General features: G+C 38.0%; 12 protein-coding genes and 1 other annotated feature. Of the genes, 9 read left to right on the forward strand and 3 right to left on the reverse strand.

Going from position 1 to position 15,646, the window contains the following annotated elements; genetic code table 11:
- Window positions 1–144: 144 nt before the first annotated feature.
- Entirely contained in the window at window positions 145–627 is a 483-nt protein-coding gene (locus tag BUB12_RS02515; RefSeq protein ID WP_072887695.1) for a LiaI-LiaF-like domain-containing protein, read from the reverse strand.
- A 318-nt stretch (window positions 628–945) separates the two neighbouring features.
- On the opposite strand from BUB12_RS02515, the gene hemA reads away from it, so the two are divergent.
- The 6 genes from hemA to hemL all read left to right on the forward strand — a co-directional run bounded on the left by hemA (window position 946) and on the right by hemL (window position 7,203).
- On the forward strand, window positions 946–2,319 hold the full coding sequence (gene hemA / locus BUB12_RS02520) for a glutamyl-tRNA reductase (protein WP_072887697.1): 1,374 nt from the start codon (window positions 946–948) through the stop codon (window positions 2,317–2,319).
- Window positions 2,320–2,396: 77 nt separating this feature from the next.
- A complete protein-coding gene (locus BUB12_RS02525; protein ID WP_072887698.1) occupies window positions 2,397–3,218 on the forward strand; it encodes a cytochrome C assembly family protein in 822 nt (273 codons plus the stop codon).
- An 18-nt stretch (window positions 3,219–3,236) separates the two neighbouring features.
- Window positions 3,237–4,166 carry a hydroxymethylbilane synthase gene (hemC, locus tag BUB12_RS02530; RefSeq protein ID WP_072887700.1) on the forward strand — a complete coding sequence of 310 codons (930 nt, stop codon included), beginning with the start codon at window positions 3,237–3,239 and terminating at the stop codon, window positions 4,164–4,166.
- Between the two features lie 14 nt (window positions 4,167–4,180).
- On the forward strand, window positions 4,181–4,912 hold the full coding sequence (locus BUB12_RS02535) for a uroporphyrinogen-III synthase (RefSeq protein ID WP_234982539.1): 732 nt from the start codon (window positions 4,181–4,183) through the stop codon (window positions 4,910–4,912).
- Window positions 4,913–4,918: 6 nt separating this feature from the next.
- Entirely contained in the window at window positions 4,919–5,896 is a 978-nt protein-coding gene (gene hemB / locus BUB12_RS02540; protein WP_072887703.1) for a porphobilinogen synthase, read from the forward strand.
- A gap of 20 nt (window positions 5,897–5,916) precedes the next feature.
- A complete protein-coding gene (gene hemL / locus BUB12_RS02545) occupies window positions 5,917–7,203 on the forward strand; it encodes a glutamate-1-semialdehyde 2,1-aminomutase (RefSeq protein WP_072887705.1) in 1,287 nt (428 codons plus the stop codon).
- Window positions 7,204–8,905: 1,702 nt separating this feature from the next.
- Here the strand turns inward: hemL and BUB12_RS02550 are convergent.
- A complete protein-coding gene (locus BUB12_RS02550; RefSeq protein WP_234982541.1) occupies window positions 8,906–9,817 on the reverse strand; it encodes a nuclease-related domain-containing protein in 912 nt (303 codons plus the stop codon).
- Window positions 9,818–10,133: 316 nt separating this feature from the next.
- Here BUB12_RS02550 and spoVID point away from each other — a divergent pair, with 316 nt between their 5' ends.
- Together spoVID and BUB12_RS02560 are read left to right on the forward strand one after the other, a co-directional pair.
- Complete coding sequence (spoVID, locus tag BUB12_RS02555) at window positions 10,134–11,237, forward strand: stage VI sporulation protein D (protein WP_072887706.1); 1,104 nt, start codon at window positions 10,134–10,136, stop codon at window positions 11,235–11,237.
- Between the two features lie 65 nt (window positions 11,238–11,302).
- The gene (locus BUB12_RS02560) at window positions 11,303–12,307 is read left to right on the forward strand and encodes a phosphotransferase (protein WP_072887707.1); all 1,005 of its coding nucleotides are present in this window, start codon (window positions 11,303–11,305) and stop codon (window positions 12,305–12,307) included.
- Here the strand turns inward: BUB12_RS02560 and BUB12_RS02565 are convergent.
- The gene (locus tag BUB12_RS02565) at window positions 12,304–12,492 is read right to left on the reverse strand and encodes a hypothetical protein (protein WP_072887708.1); all 189 of its coding nucleotides are present in this window, start codon (window positions 12,490–12,492) and stop codon (window positions 12,304–12,306) included. The genes BUB12_RS02560 and BUB12_RS02565 overlap by 4 nt on opposite strands.
- Before the next feature lie 159 nt (window positions 12,493–12,651).
- Window positions 12,652–12,883: a binding site (T-box leader), on the forward strand.
- A gap of 117 nt (window positions 12,884–13,000) precedes the next feature.
- Between BUB12_RS02565 and BUB12_RS02570 the strand changes: the two genes are divergently transcribed.
- A complete protein-coding gene (locus tag BUB12_RS02570) occupies window positions 13,001–15,643 on the forward strand; it encodes a valine--tRNA ligase (RefSeq protein ID WP_072887710.1) in 2,643 nt (880 codons plus the stop codon).
- Window positions 15,644–15,646 lie beyond the last annotated feature (3 nt).

A 15,646-nucleotide genomic window follows, 5' to 3' on the forward strand; every position in this document is an offset into this window, starting at 1 on the left:
ACGGAAAGCGAAGTATATTTCCGTAGCGATGATTTTTAACAAACATAACATTGTTCGGGTTTGTGCTTTATTAAAATACTTTTGTCCCAGCCTCTTCCTTGTGTGACATAGCTTGGATCTGTTTCTACTGAACCAAGCTAGGCTTCATTTTTTTGATTTTATAAAATAAATACCAATAATAATAAGGGCGATTGGCCAAAAGCGGTCAATAATATGAATAATATCGTATACCCAAGGAAAAGTATCCGGGAGTTTCGTCGAAAAGATCATAAGAATGGCTAAACTGCTTAAACTAATCCCTAACAATAGACCTTTTTTTGACTTTAACGATCGAACAATAAACGCAATACCAATCAGCAACAAATATACGGCCCAATGTTCAATCCAAAAGCTATAATGTCTGAGACCATGGAAGTGAATTCCTAATCCTAATAAGAAGGTTCCAGCAAACAGATTGTTGAAATCAGAGGACTTATATCCATGAACGAGTAGGACGACCCCAAGAATTATGAGTAAGGTAGTCCAAGAATAAAAATCAGTCAAAATCGGTATTTTCAATTCCCGTAGGAGGAAATACAAACCGAAACCAACTAATAAATAACCTAAAAAAGAATATTGCTTTTTCATTTCATTCCCCCATTTCGACAAGGCTGTGGATTCCTTGATTCATTTAGACAATTATGATAGAGTACAATCGAATTGTATGAACATTTTTCTATACGTATTATCCTATCATATTATTTCAAATTATGTTCACAAATTAAAATTATTGGATGGAAAAGCTATGTTAGAATAGTAAGTGGAATACTATAGTTATGAATGTGAGTTCAAAAATTATTTGAACCTCTGTTGCTCTTAGTAAAACATTATTTTTACTAAGAAACTACTTTGGCATTTGCCAAAAATTCTTGGCAAGGGGCCAAGTTTTGTAAGAGGAGAGATACGGTGCATATACTAAATGTTGGTTTAAATTATAAAACAGCTCCAGTAGAAATTAGAGAAAAACTAACGTTCGATGAGTCATCTTTAGAAGAAGCAATGGCTACTCTAAAAGAGCAGAAAAGCATCTTAGAAAACGTTATTGTTTCAACGTGTAATCGTACGGAAATATATGCCGTAGTCGACCAATTGCACACGGGGCGTTATTATATTAAACAGTTTTTAGCCGATTGGTTTAACATTGATAAAGATGAATTTTCTACATTTTTACAAATAAGAGAAGCAGATGGTGCCTTAGAGCATCTATTTCGTGTTACAGCTGGACTTGATTCGATGGTATTGGGCGAAACCCAAATACTAGGTCAAGTAAAGCAATCATTCTTAACGTCTCAGCAAACACAAGGAACCGGTACTGTTTTCAACGAATTGTTTAAGCAAGCTGTTACATTTGCTAAACGGTCACAAAAGGAAACAGCGATTGGTGAACATGCAGTATCCGTTAGTTACGCTGCTGTAGAGTTAGCGAAGAAAATCTTTAGTTCATTGAACAATAAACATGTTGTGATTCTTGGAGCAGGTAAAATGGGTGAATTGGCTGCAAAAAACCTTCAAGGATCTGGTGCGACAAATATTACCGTAATTAATCGTACTTATGAAAATGCGGTTGCTTTAGCAGAGAAGTTTAATGCAAAAGCTGAAAAAATCGAGAACTTGGATGCGATGTTAGCACAAGCAGACATTTTAATAAGTTCAACTGGCTCAAATAGTACGGTGATTTCTAAGGAAATGTTATCGCCAATTCAAAAACAACGTAAAGGAAGGGCATTATTCTTAGTCGATATTGCTGTTCCACGTGACTTAGATCCTGCTATTAGTGAGCTAGATAATGTCTTCTTATATGATATTGATGATTTACAAAATATCGTTGATGAAAACTTAGAAGTACGCAAGAAAGCAGCAGAAGAAATTGAACTTATGATTGAAAGTGAAATTGTTGCTTTTAATGAATGGATAAAAACGCTAGGTGTGGTGCCTGTTATCTCCGCCCTTAGACAGAAGGCGTTAACGATTCAATCAGAAACGATGAAGAGTATTGAACGTAAAATGCCTGATTTAACAGAACGAGAGAAAAAGGTGCTAAACAAGCATACGAAAAGTATTGTGAACCAATTAATTAAAGAGCCGATCAATCAAGCTAAGGAATTAGCTGTTAGTGATCATTCAGAGCATGCGTTACAATTGTTTGTGGAAATCTTTGGTATAAATGAAGAACTGAAGAAAGAAATCGAAAAGCAAGCCCTAAAGAATGACACAATCATTGAGTTTGCAAAACAAGAACATGGTTTTATTCCTTTAATGGAAAAGCTTGCTACTAGATAAATTCTACTTTGTAGAAGTGATTATTAGTAAGAACGATTTTTGTATGTAAGGCTAGTTTTTTCAAGAGAGGTTACTCTATGCTTGAAACCAAGTGGTTATATGAACTTATATTATTCATATATGGACTAAGTTTGATTGGATATTTTATTGATTTTATTCAACAAAACCGGAAGGCAAATCGAGTTGCCTTCTGGTTACTTAGTATGGTTTGGGTCCTTCAAACCATTTTTTTATGCCTGCAAATATTTATCGAAAATAGTTTTCCTGTTGCAACATTAACGGATAGCTTATTTTTTTATAGTTGGATACTCGTCATTTTTTCACTTATTATCAATAAAATTTTCAAAGTATATTTTATCGTATTTTTTACCAATTTATTTAGCTTTTTTATCTTGTTGCTTCATATATTGACGAGTGCAAATCAGGGGATCCATGTGAATAATGGGTCGCAATTAGTCCATGAAATCATCATTACTCATGTGATGATTACCATCCTTTCCTATGGTTTCTTTACATTCTCTTTCATCTTTTCTGTGATGTACTTAATACAATATTATTTCTTAAAAGAGAAAAAAGGCTTAAAATGGATATGGAGGTTTGGTGACCTTCAACGATTAGATCAATTGTCATTCACGTCCATCACGATTGGTGTACCACTGCTTTTAATTGGTATCATTTTAGGATTTGTTTGGGCGTTTACGTCAAATGAGGAATTTTATTGGTTTGATTTAAAGACGATTGGGTCGATACTAGTATTATTGGTATATATTGGGTATTTGATCTTGAGATTAATTACCGGATACCGAGGGAAATCCATAGCGATCTATAATTCTGGTGCATTTTTATTTTTATTAATCAATTTCTTTTTATTTAATATGTTATCGAATTTTCATTTTTAATTTCTAGGAGGATATAGTATGAGAAAAATAGTTGTTGGTTCTAGAAAAAGTAATTTGGCTTTAACACAAACGGATTGGGTTATTAATCAATTAAAAGAAGCCGGCGTTCAAAATGAATTTGAAGTAAAGAAAATTGTTACAAAAGGCGATAAAATCCTTGATGTGACGTTATCTAAAGTTGGTGGTAAAGGATTGTTCGTAAAAGAAATCGAGCAAGCCATGTATGACAAGGAAATTGATTTTGCTGTACATAGTATGAAGGATATGCCAGCTGTACTTCCAGAAGGCTTAGTGATCTCAACCATTCCTGTCCGTGAAGATCACCGAGATGCTTTTATTTCAAAAGGAAATGTTCCTCTAAGTTACCTTCGTGAAGGTGCAATTGTTGGAACAAGTAGTCTAAGAAGAGGTGCTCAAATTTTAGCAGCACGACCGGATGTGGAGATTAAATGGATTCGTGGAAACATTGAAACGAGAATCCGCAAATTACAAGAAGAAGACTATGATGCAATTATTTTAGCGGTTTCTGGATTAAAGCGTGTTGGGTTAAGTGAAGAATTAATTACCGAATATCTTGAACCAGAAGTATGTGTCCCAGCAGTTGGCCAAGGTGCATTAGCAATCGAGTGTCGTGAAGACGATCATGAGTTGATTGAGCTATTATCAAAAATCAATGACGGGCAAACAACGAAAACAGTAAAGGCAGAACGTACTTTCCTTCATTTATTAGAAGGTGGTTGCCAAGTTCCAATTGGTGGATACGCGTATCTTGAGAACGATGACGTTGTACTAACAGCATTGGTCGGAACTCCAGATGGAAAAACGATTTTAAAAGAAGTTGTTCGCGGTGAAGATCCTGAAACAGTAGGAAAGGAAGCTGCAGACAAACTTATTGCTCAAGGGGCAAAAGATATTGTAGAAAAAGTGAAAGCGGAGTTGGACCAGTAATGTCCTCCCGATTATTGGAGAAAAAAGTCCTGATCACAAGGGAAAAAAGTCAAGCGAAAGTATTTACGGAAAAAGTGAAAGCAGAAGGTGGCATTCCAATTGAGGTTCCCCTTTTGAAAATTGAATGTATGGAACCGAAAGAATATATTGATATTCAAAACTATCAATGGATTTTTTTCACGAGTACAAATGGGGTTCATTGCTTCTTTAAAAACCTAGATAAAAGTGCTCTTTCCTTAATGAAGTCTGTTCGGATTGCTGCTGTTGGGAATAAAACCGAAGAAGCAATTCAGCAATATGGATTCAATGTTCACTTTTTGCCCGAGCAATACACGGCAGATTCTATGACGGATACTTTCTTAACAGAATATCCAGAACCTGGTACGATTTTATTAGTGCGCGGAAATCGGTCGAGAGATGTCCTCCCAGAATTTTTTACAAAGAGAAACGTGAACTATGATTCTATTGAGGTCTATGAAACGGTTCATAATATAGAATCGAAGTTAATGGAAGCACTTAATACCCATTCATTTGATTTTATAACATTTACTAGTCCGTCAACTGTTGAGGCTTTTGTAAAATCACACGGTCAGACGTACATAAACAATGACCCTGTAATTGTCTGTATTGGAACGACAACAGAGGCAAAGGCGAAGCAAGTAGGTTTTGAGCGAATTCTAGTTGCTGATACATTTACAGTGGATGGTATGATAGAAGCAATGATTAATTTTAATAAGAGGAGTTAGATTGCCATGAGTAATGTAGAATTTAAACGTCATCGTCGTTTGCGTTCTTCTAATGCAATGCGATCATTAGTTAGGGAAAATCATCTTCGCGTGGAAGATTTTATTTATCCGATGTTTGTCATTGAAGGGGAAAACATTAAAAATGAAGTTCCTTCGATGCCAGGAGTTTTTCAAGTTTCTCTAGATTTATTTAAAGAAGAAGTACAAGAAGTTTATGACTTAGGAATTAAAGCTGTAATTCTATTTGGTGTACCGAACGATAAGGATGAAGTGGGAACTGGTGCATATGTGGAGACAGGAATGATTCAACAAGCAACTCGTCTTATTAAAAAAGAGTTTCCAGATATGCTTGTTGTTGCGGACACTTGTTTATGTGAATATACGTCACACGGTCACTGTGGTGTCATTCATAATCATGATGTCGACAACGACGAATCATTGAAGCTTTTAGCGAAAACAGCTGTATCGCAAGCAGAAGCTGGCGCAGATATTATTGCACCTTCTAATATGATGGATGGATTTGTTGCCGTCATTCGTGAAGCGCTAGATGAGGCGGGGTATACGAACATCCCAATCATGTCCTATGCCGTTAAATATGCCTCTGCATTTTATGGTCCATTCCGTGATGCGGCAGATAGTACTCCTCAATTCGGAGATCGTAAAACATATCAAATGGACCCAGCCAATCGTCTAGAAGCACTACGAGAAGCAGAGTCAGACGTAGAAGAAGGGGCAGATTTTCTAATCGTAAAACCTGCATTGTCATACCTAGATATCGTACGTGATGTCCGTAATAACTTTAATGTGCCAGTCGTTGCTTATAATGTAAGTGGCGAATATTCCATGGTAAAAGCTGCAGCACAAAATGGGTGGATTAGTGAAAAAGAACTTGTTTTGGAAAAATTAACTGCGATGAAGAGAGCAGGTTCTGATTTAATTATTACGTATTTTGCTAAAGATGTTGCTAAATGGTTAGCTGAATAATAATAGGTGAGGTGAAAATAATGAAGAACTTTGATCAATCAATTGATGCATACAAAGAAGCCGTTGATTTAATGCCGGGTGGAGTAAACTCACCTGTGCGTGCATTTAAATCTGTAGGTATGTCACCGATTTTTATGGAGAGTGGAAAAGGTTCTAAAATCTATGATATCGATGGGAATGAATACATTGATTATGTATTGAGTTGGGGACCTCTAATCTTAGGACACGCAGACGACCGTGTTGTAAGTAAATTACAAGAAGTTGCTGCAAAAGGAACAAGCTTTGGGGCACCATCCTTGATCGAGAATAAATTAGCACAACTTGTTATTGACCGAGTACCTTCGATTGAAATGGTACGTATGGTTAACTCCGGAACAGAAGCAACAATGAGTGCGTTACGTCTCGCTCGCGGATATACAGGACGAGATAAAATCCTTAAATTTGAAGGAAACTATCACGGTCATGGGGACTCTTTACTTATTAAAGCTGGTTCTGGTGTTGCAACACTAGGGTTACCTGATAGTCCAGGAGTGCCAGAATCAATTGCTCAAAATACCATTACCGTTCCATATAATGACGTGGAAAGTGTTCGTTTTGCATTTGAACAATTTGGTGAGGATATTGCAGCCGTTATTGTGGAACCTGTTTCTGGTAATATGGGTGTTGTTCCACCACAAAATGACTTCCTTCAAGAGTTACGTACAATTACTGAAGAAAATGGTACCGTACTAATTTTTGATGAAGTAATGACTGGCTTCCGTGTTGGCTATAATTGTGCCCAAGGCCATTTTGGTGTTACCCCTGATTTAACTTGTTTAGGAAAAGTTATTGGTGGTGGTTTACCAGTTGGTGCATATGGAGGAAAACGTGAAATCATGGAAAGAGTTGCTCCAACAGGCCCAATTTATCAAGCAGGAACATTATCTGGGAATCCATTAGCGATGACAGCTGGGTATGAGACTTTGACTGCTTTATCCGAACAATCTTATGAAGAAATCAATCAAAAAGTTGAAAAGCTAATTGAAGGATTTACGCAAGCATCTGAGGAGTTTAATATACCATTACAAATAAATCGTGCAGGATCCATGGTTGGGGTGTTCTTCTCTAGTGAGCCAGTAATCAACTATGAAACAGCACAAAAATCGAATCTCGATCACTTCTCACAATACTATCGTGGAATGATTGAAGAAGGCGTATTTTTACCACCGTCTCAATTCGAAGGTCTTTTCCTTTCTACTAAGCATACAGACGAGGATATCGAAAAAACAATCCAAGCAGTGAAGAACACATTTGCTAAAATTAAATAAACGGTATCGTGAAAGCCTGCTGCAGTTTTACTGTGGTGGGTTTTTTTCGTCTCGGGGTATTTGGGAATGTTCTTGATGCCGGAAGCGGGGGTATTGGAGGTACTAGGGTAATCGATAGGGTCTCTCGATGCCGGAAGAGCGGGAGTTGGTGGTTCTACGGTAATCGATAGTGCCTCTCGATGCCGGAAGAGCGGGAGTTGGAGGTACTAGGGTAATTGAAAGGTTGTCTCGATGCCGGAAGAGCGGGTATTGTGAGTTCTAGGGTAATCGAAAGGTTGTCTCGATGCCGGAAGGACGAGAGTTGTAAGTTCTACGGTAACCGATAGATGCTCTCGATGCCGGAAGAGCGGGAGTTAGTGGTTCTACGGTAATCGAAAGGGCCTCTCGATGCCGGAAGAGCGGGAGTTGGAGGTACTACGGTAACCGATAGAGGCTCTCGATGCCGGAAGAGCTGGTGTTGTGAGCTCTTCGGTAATCGATAGTGCCTCTCGTTGCCGGAAGTGGGAGAGTTGGTGGTACTACGGTAATCGATAGTGCCTCTCGATGCCGGAAGAGCGAGAGTAGTAGGTTCTACAGTAATCGAAAATGCCTCTTGATGCCGGAAGGACGAGAGTTGTGAGTTCAACGGTAACCGATAGAGGCTCTCGATGCCGGAAGAGCGGGAGTAGTGTGTTCTAGGGTAATCGATAGTGCCTCTCGATGCCGGAAGAGCGGGAGTGGTGTGTTCTAGGGTAATCGATAGTGCCTCTCGATGCCGGAAGCGCGGGAGTTAGTGGTTCTAGGGTAATCGAAAGGTTGTCTCGATGCCGGAAGCGAGAGAGTTGGTGGTTCTACGGTAATCGATAGTGCCTCTCGATGCCGAAAGGGCGGGTGTTGTGAGTTCAACGGTAATCGATAGTGCCTCTCGATGCCGGAAGCGCGGGAGTTGGAGGTACTACGGTAATCGATAGTGCCTCTCGATGCCGGAAGAGCGAGAGTAGTAGGTTCTACAGTAATCGAAAGGTTGTCTCGATGCCGGAAGAGCGGGAGTAGTGTGTTCTATGGTAATCGATAAGGTCTCTCGATGCCGGAAGAGCGGGTGTTGTTGGTTCTAGGGTAATCGATAAGGTGTTTCGATGCCGGAAGTGGGAGAGTTGGTGGTACTACGGTAATCGATAGTGCCTCTCGATGCCGGAAGAGCGGGAGTTAGTGGTTCTACGGTAATCGAAAGGTTGTCTCGATGCCGGAAGCGTGGGTGTTGTCGGTTCTACAGTAACCGATAGTGCCTCTCGATGCCGGAAGAGCGGGTGTTGTGAGTTCTTCGGTAATCGATAGTGCCTCTCGATGCCGGAAGAGCGGGAGTAGTGTGTTCTTGGGTAATCGATAGTGCCTCTCGATGCCGGAAGGACGAGAGTTGTGAGTTCTACGGTAACCGATAGAGGCTCTCGATGCCGGAAGCGTGGGAGTTGGAGGTACTACGGTAATCGATAAAGCCTCCCGATGCCGGAAGCGTGGGAGTTGGAGGTACTACGGTAACCGATAGTGCCTCTCAATGCCGGAAGGACGAGAGTTGGAGGTACTAGGGTAATCGATAGACGCTCTCGATGCCCGTAGACCAAATACTGTCACCTCTACGGTAATCGAGAGAACCTTACCTTGCCTTAAATTAATGAATTTACCAAAAACACAAAAAGTCCATCAAACAAGTGATGGACTTTTTGTCTTATTCAAAATATATCCATTTATTTTCACCAATCATTTTAAAGTTATTAACTAAAGTCGTCCTAACCATCTTCTTAGATACTATCTGACACCAATCGTGAATAATATTAGTAGTAACCTTTCTATCCGGAAATAAAACTTGAAATTCTCTTACTGACCTTATAATAGCATTTGAATACAGTTCTTTCCCACCACAATTTTGACAGACGATTGTTCTACGAATTAGTTCAGTAGAAATTGACTGACAGTATTTGCAGGCTATTCCTTTATATAATTCATCAAAATGATAGGGTGGTATTTTGTCATACTTTGGATCAGTGATATGAAGTGACTTTAATTGATGAGCTAATTTAAGGTCTCTTTCGGTTATCTGTGAAGTAGTTGAATTCAAATTATTTAAGAATCGATTGATTTGAGTTGGAAGGATAATTGGTTTATCCATTGGGGCTTGATATAACGTGAAATTGGAATTGATGAAAATAACGAAAGATTCAATTGGAAGATTGTATCCGAGGTTGTTAAGTAATCTCCGTAGTAGTGATTCACTTCTGCTAATTTGATGCAAAGGGTTAAGAACTTCTAGGTTTGGTTTCTTATAGAGCTTGTCAGAATTATAATAATAATCTTCATCAAAGTTCTTTATTTCATAAATAAATGGTTTTCCATTTAAGATGATTGTCGAGTCTAGCTGGAAGGTAGTATTGTTCGCTTCAAGCAACAAATCATTTAGTATAAGACATTTACACTGCAGTTTTTCTGTTAACTTATCAAATTTCACCTCTCCTTCATAGCCTTTTTTTAAATTTAGATAATGATGTTTGTCCTTTGTGGCTAATTGTTTTCTTTGATTTAATAATTCCATCGTGATTAATTCTTTTGATGGGGTGCGTTCTTTAAACGGTACCGGCAGCACAACTCACTTCCTTTCTTTTAAAGATAAGAATGTACAAAATTTCAGAGATGTCTAGCATCCGAGCGCCTGCGACTAGCGAAGGCACTTCAAAGAATTACTTCTTTGTCCTTACGTCGCCAAGCGGGCGCTCTCAACTTTTCTTTTAGTGTACAAGTCTATTATATTCTATATTGAAAAAAATGGAAATATTTCGATTTAGACATGAATAGTCGTCTGGTGAGGCTAATAAAATTAGCATATCCTCCCACCTAAGTTCATATAGATAATTAAGACATATGGGGCATATGAATTTTATATGTTGAAGGGAGGAAGTCACTTGTCCAATGAACAGTCTGTATTTAGTTTTGAATTAAATGAGTCTCTATTTTTTGAAAAGGGACAGGAAGTCGAAGAGATAGTAGGAATTTCGTTAGATCCAGAAATATCCATTCAACCATTTAATGATTATATTTCGATTAGGGGTGTTGTTGAACTACAAGGGTCCTATTTGATGGCACAGTATGATACAAGTGATTCGGATGAAGAATCATTCTTTTCTGAGGGATATCAAGCAAAACGATATATGGAAAGAGTAGAGGATGGAGGAAGTGGTGGTGCTGTGTTTTCTCACCGTTTTCCTGTAGAAATTTCTATTCCATCTTATCGAGTTGATGATTTGAATGATGTATCCGTGATGATTACGGAATTTGATTATGAATTGCCAGCATCCAATCAATTGCAGCTGAAATCAACCATTGAGATACATGGAATCAGCGATCAAGTAGAGGAGCCTCGTTATACGGAGACTACCGAAGAAAATGATGCGAGTGCTGATGCTGTTGAATTAGAGCCTGAGTCCGAATCAGAACCATTATCATCAGAAAGAGCAGAAGAGTCCTTTGAATTCGAAATCAAAAAGGAAAATGATGAAGTCGAATCTAGTGAATCGCTCAATACGAATATTCCTAGTTTACAAGATGATTATGTTGAAGAAGAATCATCGGAAAGTCCTGAAGAGAAGGGCCGCTGGAAATATAAAGAAACTCAGACACTCAGTGAGTTTTTTAACAAGGACAATGAAGAGCAGGATAATGAATCACCAAATGAATCGCCCGATGTGTTTTATGAATCACCGAGTCCATCACCATCAGTAGAATATAACGATTCACCTGATACTGATGATGATGAGAGTTCTGAAAGTAGTTCAGAGAAAGTGAAAGGATTGAATTTCCTTTCTAAATTGTTCAGAGGTGAAGAAGAGGAAGAAGAAAGGTATACGAAAATGCGTCTCTGTATTGTTCAAGAAAATGATACATTGGAGAGCATTGCTGAACGTTATGAAACGACTACATTACAAATAACCAGTCAAAATAAATTAGATTCTGATGATGTTTCGGCTGGGCAGCTTCTGTACATCCCATATCATAAAAAAGTAAACTAGATGGTTACCCCTTGAATCATATCAAGGGGTAACTCACTTTCATGAGTTAAAAGGAGTGGTAACTGGTGGAGTTAATAAGGGAAGTATTAAAATCCTATGGTATATATCCACATGATATACAACCAATCACAAACTCCTTATATTATGTAAAGGATTATCAGTCGGAGTATGCGGTCAAACGCAGCAAGTTAACGTCGGAAACCTTAAGAAATTGGGAATATGTGTATCATCAGGCCTATCAAAATAATTTTACGGACATTCTCCCAGTATATTTAACGAATCAACAAAAATTATATGAACCAAAAGGCGATTATTTTTATTATGTTATGCCATGGATTAATGAAACTCGTGAAATTCCACAATTAGGTGCAGCATTTCGTAGTATTGGTCACATCCATGCGAAAACCAAACGCACCCAATCCATTAAAGGTCCTTCTATAAAAAAACAGTTTCAATCCTATCAAACAACTTGTGAATCTATTGAGAAGAAATTACTCTATTATGTGGAACAATTTGAGCAAAAGCGATACATGTCTCCTTTTGAATTGTTAGTATGTACGCAGTACCGGGATTTAGTTCAGGTTAATCGAATACTAAAACAAAGATTAGGGCAGTTTGTGGAAACATTGGATGAAAAAGAGGAATGGAAGTATAGTCTATGTCACGGTAGACTCCATCCATCCCATATTTTAAGCAGTAATCAAACCATGATCATTAACTGGGAATATGCTTCGTTAAATAACCCTATCATCGATTTGTATTATTTTATGAATCAATATGCTCAGCATTACGACCGTGAAGCAAAACCATTACTCGATAAATTTGATATATATACCGATGAAAATAGCTTAGATGAGGATGAGTTATTTTTACTAATCATCTATTTATTGGACCTGAAACCATATTTTGATCTAGTTGAACAGTACGAACAAGGTGCAACGAAAAAATCAATGGTTCATCAAACCCAACAACTTCAACAAGTACATAGACAATTAATGTTTGGTCTTCAATTTTCGGCTTATGTTGAAGAAAAGTATGAAATGATCGATCTAGAGGATCTAGAAAGCTAAATCCATTCTAAATAAAAAGCAAAAAATAATCCGACTAAAAGTGCAGTTATTAAAATATCCAATGTGGTTGGAATGAGCAACGTTCTTATCGCCTGAAAGATTAGGATTGGCAATGTTACTCGCTCAGCTACGATAATGCATTTTCTAGCCCATGGTGGAATCTTATAACGATAATATCTTGCCATATATGTCATCCTTTCTAATGTAAAATTGATAAAAATACCCCTCACCAATGTAGTGCATCTACAATACTATATGTATAAACCATGATTTTTGGTGCAATTATATAATAATAGTTGATTTTCTCGGTATTATTGGCTAAAATAAGACAATAACAATTTAAATGAAATGCGATGATAGGGAAGAGTACGAAACAATCGCCTTCAGAGAGGGAAACCATGAGCTGAAAGTTTCCTAGGAATGAAAGTTTTGGAAGGTCGCCCTTGATGCAGCTTCTTTGAACATGTAGTAGGAGAATGCCGGTTCCTGACCGTTATCAGACATTGAGTGTACAAGATTTTTCTGTCTTGTAAACAAAGGTGGTACCACGGAAACTATACCCTTTTCGTCCTTTAATTAGGATGAAAAGGGTTTTTTGATGTTAAAAAGGTAGTCACAGCACTCACTGGTTCAGGAAAGGGTCCACAAAAAAATCTACACATGGTTTTACATAAATTTAGAGGAGGTATTTTTATGTCAGAACAAAACAATGCGTTACCACCAAAGTATGATCCTAAGGCAGTTGAAGAGGGAAGGTACAAATACTGGGTTGATGGAAAATTTTTCGAAGCAACTGGCGATCCAGAGAAAGAACCGTTCTCGATTGTAATTCCACCACCAAATGTAACGGGGAAACTTCATTTAGGCCATGCATGGGATACAGCGATGCAAGATACGATTTCTCGTATGAAACGAATGCAAGGGTATGATGTGTTATGGCTTCCTGGTATGGACCATGCCGGAATTGCAACACAAGCAAAAGTTGAAGCGAAACTAAAAGAACAAGGGAAAAGTCGATATGACCTTGGGCGTGAAAAGTTTCTTGATACTGCTTGGGAATGGAAAGAAGAATATGCAGATTTCATTCGTCAGCAGTGGGAAAAGCTTGGGCTTGGGGTAGATTACTCAAGAGAGCGATTTACGTTAGATGAAGGTTTATCAAAAGCAGTTCGTGAAGTATTTGTTACGTTATATGAAAAAGGTTTAATCTACCGTGGCGAATACATTATCAACTGGGATCCACAAACCAAGACGGCTTTATCGGATATCGAGGTTATCTATGAAGAAGTACAAGGAAAATTCTATCATATGCGATATCCTATTAAAGATAGTGATGAAACGATTGAAATTGCAACTACTCGCCCAGAAACAATGCTAGGGGATACGGCAGTAGCTGTTCATCCAAAAGATGAGCGTTATCAACATCTAATTGGAAAAACAGTTGTTCTTCCAATTGTAGGACGTGAAATTGAAATAGTTGCAGATGACTATGTAGATATGGAGTTTGGTTCAGGTGCAGTGAAAATCACTCCAGCACATGACCCAAATGATTTTGAAATTGGTAACCGTCACAATTTAAAACGTGTGTTAGTAATGCATGAAGATGGAACAATGAATGAAAATGCTGGGAAATATGAAGGGCTAGATCGTTTTGAATGTAGAAAACAAATTGTCAAAGACCTTCAAGATCTAAGTGTACTTTTCGAGATAGAAGATCATACCCACCAAGTAGGCCATTCTGAACGTAGTGGTGCAGTAGTGGAACCGTATCTTTCTACACAATGGTTTGTAAAAATGCAACCACTTGCTGATGCTGTAGTGGAGATGCAAGAAGGGGATGAACGAGTTAATTTCGTTCCTGAACGTTTTGAAAGAACCTATTTAAACTGGATGGAAAATATTCGAGATTGGTGTATTTCCCGTCAATTATGGTGGGGCCATCGTATTCCAGCTTGGTATCATAAGGAAACAAAAGAAGTTTACGTTGGAAGAGAAGCACCAGAGGATATTGAAAACTGGGAGCAAGATGTAGACGTACTAGACACATGGTTCTCCAGTGCATTATGGCCATTTTCTACAATGGGCTGGCCTGATGAGGATTCAGAAGACCTAAAACGTTATTTCCCAACGGACGTACTTGTAACAGGCTACGACATTATTTTCTTCTGGGTAGCACGAATGATTTTCCAATCAAAAGAGTTCATGGATGAAAAACCATTTAAAGATGTACTACTACATGGATTAATTCGAGACTCTGAAGGACGTAAAATGAGTAAATCCCTTGGGAATGGTGTGGACCCAATGGATGTTATTGAAAAATATGGTGCAGATTCGTTACGTTATTTCTTATTAACTGGATCAACACCAGGTCAAGATTTACGTTTCTATTGGGAAAAAGTTGAATCTACTTGGAATTTTGCCAATAAGATCTGGAATGCTTCTCGTTTCTGTTTAATGAATATGGAAGGTTTCCGTTATGAAGATATTGATTTATCAGGTGAAAAATCACTAGCTGATAAATGGATTCTTACTCGATTGAATGAAACGATTGAGCAAGTAACTAAAAACTCCAATAAATATGAGTTTGGTGAGGCAGGTCGCCATCTATATAACTTTATCTGGGATGAGTTCTGTGATTGGTATATTGAAATGGCTAAACTACCTCTATATGGTGACGATGAGGAGCAAAAGAAAACAACTCGTTCTGTTTTAGCTTATGTACTAGATCAGACGATGCGCCTACTACACCCGTACATGCCATTTATTACCGAGGAAATTTGGCAAAAGCTTCCGCATGAAGGAGAGTCTATTACGGTTGCATCATGGCCAGAAGTTCGCACGGAATTCCATGACGAAAAAGCCGCTAATCAAATGGCTCAACTTGTTTCTATTATTAAATCTGTACGTAATATTCGTTCAGAAGTAGATACACCAATGTCGAAGCAAATTGAACTATTAATTCAAGCAGAAAATGAGGAAATTGTTGGTGAGCTAGAAGAAAACAGAGGGTATCTAGAGCGCTTCTGTAATCCAAGCAAGTTAACAATTAGTGAATCAATATCTGCTCCTGATAAAGCGATGACTGCAGTTGTAACTGGTGCAGAATTATTCCTACCTCTAGAAGGATTAATAGATTTCGATAAAGAAATTGCTCGTTTAGAAAAAGAACTTGATAAGTGGACGAAAGAAGTAGAGAGAGTTCAGAAAAAACTAGGCAATGAAGGTTTTGTTAAAAAAGCACCTGAAGCAGTTGTAGAAGAAGAGAAGAAAAAAGAGAAAGATTATCTAGATAAACAAGCAAAAGTAAAAGCAAGATTAACTGAATTAAAAGGGTAAATA

It is taken from the genome of Ornithinibacillus halophilus, assembly GCF_900129485.1.
Taxonomy (GTDB): Bacteria; Bacillota; Bacilli; order Bacillales; family Amphibacillaceae; genus Ornithinibacillus; species Ornithinibacillus halophilus.

Excerpts from the sequence above, each read along its gene's own strand:
- BUB12_RS02515 (WP_072887695.1), bottom strand. The coding sequence starts at position 627 with ATGAAAAAGCAATATTCTTTTTTAGGTTATTTATTAGTTGGTTTCGGT.
- BUB12_RS02525 (WP_072887698.1), top strand. The coding sequence starts at position 2,397 with ATGCTTGAAACCAAGTGGTTATATGAACTTATATTATTCATATATGGA.
- hemC (WP_072887700.1), top strand. The coding sequence starts at position 3,237 with ATGAGAAAAATAGTTGTTGGTTCTAGAAAAAGTAATTTGGCTTTAACA.
- hemB (WP_072887703.1), top strand. The coding sequence starts at position 4,919 with ATGAGTAATGTAGAATTTAAACGTCATCGTCGTTTGCGTTCTTCTAAT.
- hemL (WP_072887705.1), top strand. The coding sequence starts at position 5,917 with ATGAAGAACTTTGATCAATCAATTGATGCATACAAAGAAGCCGTTGAT.
- BUB12_RS02565 (WP_072887708.1), bottom strand. The coding sequence starts at position 12,492 with ATGGCAAGATATTATCGTTATAAGATTCCACCATGGGCTAGAAAATGC.
- BUB12_RS02570 (WP_072887710.1), top strand. The coding sequence starts at position 13,001 with ATGTCAGAACAAAACAATGCGTTACCACCAAAGTATGATCCTAAGGCA.